General features: G+C 35.1%; 1 protein-coding gene and 1 tRNA gene. One reads left to right on the forward strand and one right to left on the reverse strand.

The genetic code is table 11. The annotated features are described in order from the left end of the window. Positions 1–162 precede the first annotated feature (162 nt). Entirely contained in the window at positions 163–900 is a 738-nt protein-coding gene (locus tag ACFO3O_RS22480; RefSeq protein ID WP_379983064.1) for a hypothetical protein, read from the reverse strand. Positions 901–1,135: 235 nt separating this feature from the next. On the opposite strand from ACFO3O_RS22480, the gene ACFO3O_RS22485 reads away from it, so the two are divergent. Continuing rightward, positions 1,136–1,209, forward strand: a tRNA-Asn gene (locus tag ACFO3O_RS22485). Positions 1,210–1,536: the final 327 nt, after the last annotated feature.

Here is a 1,536-nt window from a genome sequence, read left to right on the forward strand (position 1 = left end):
AATAAGTTACAAGAACTTCTGGAAGTAATAAGTTGGCGGCAGCAAATAGAGCATCTGAGGACATAGAATTTTTTAAAGCAAAGTTGTCTCAATTTTAATTACCCCACAACTTTTTGTGTTGAGCCCATACATGGGCACTAATTGATATATGCTTCCAACAACTTAAAACTTAATTTCTTCTTTGAGTAATTTTAAAACCTCTGGTGCGTCTTTAAATTGCTCCTCTAGATTAAAAAGGACTTGTTTATACGGATTATACCCAAGTTCTATTAACTGGTCATTACGGTAGTTTTCTACAAACCGATAGATCATATGAGAACGTGCTCCTTTTGTGTCTTCTAGATACGCTTGTAATTTTTCGGCGAGGGGTTCTCGCCATTGCAAAGCAGTAAGCATATCCTTTGCTGTTACTTTATCCAATCCAGGTGCTGCATCTATTGCAGCGATCATCTCTTTACTATACCAATATCGCTGTCTTAAATCTATCCAATTAGGAATTTCTTCGGTATGAAATTTATCGACAACCTCTAGAATACTCATCCCTGAAACGATAGGCGTCATTCCTATTTTTTTACCGTCGGATGCTTTTATGATTTTGAGCACTGCGTAGGGTTCTTTTTTTCTATTGTTACGCACGACCACATGATTGGGTGGTAATTTGTTTTCGCTATACACATCAACGGTATCTATCCCTTTAGGACTTTCTGTATTCCAAGGAGATTTAAAGATCATTTTGTCTTCATATAGGGTCCAACTATTTTTCTCTCCATAGTTGGCATATACAAACCATTCTTGTAGGTTATTCTCCTCGAGGATATTTGATACATTTTGAGTTTTGCATGCTGTAGTATGGATCCCTATGACAGCAAGGATGCCTAAAAAGAGTATTCTTGATTTCATGTTTTGTATTTTTCCTTTAATGTTGTGAAAGCAAAAAAGGTTAACACACGTAGATAAATAAACGTGCTATACTATTAGCTGGTTATCATATGTTGTTGAGGTCACGTATTACGTACAGCAATGATGTTTTCACATAAAAATCACTCCGCATAAAAAAAAGTGTGTAAAAGTGTAAAATTCTTTTTGGTGAGTTATAAAAAAGTGTATATTTGCATCCGCTTAAAGGAAATAACACTCCTCCTTAGCTCAGTTGGTTAGAGCATCTGACTGTTAATCAGAGGGTCCTTGGTTCGAGCCCAAGAGGGGGAGCAAATTAAGCAAAAGCCTAATCTTAAATAGATTAGGCTTTTTTGTTTTAACCACACTACAACTTTTTGTGTTAATCCTTGACCTCCCTATTTATCTAGTAAATCAACCTAGCCATACCTAAACACCTCTTATATAGTCCTTGGAGGGTATTATTAAACTTTAATGGTAAGCAAATATTTAATGAGTCACATCGCTTATAAGGGATCAAGACCAATTGTTGTGTTTATGCAAATATTCTAGTTAATCTAAATAGGGATCAAGACCAATTGTTGTGTTTATGCAAATATTCTAGTTAATCTAAATAGGAAGAATTCTACATTTTTGACA

It is taken from the genome of Dokdonia ponticola (assembly GCF_042653865.1).
GTDB lineage: Bacteria > Bacteroidota > Bacteroidia > Flavobacteriales > Flavobacteriaceae > Dokdonia > Dokdonia ponticola.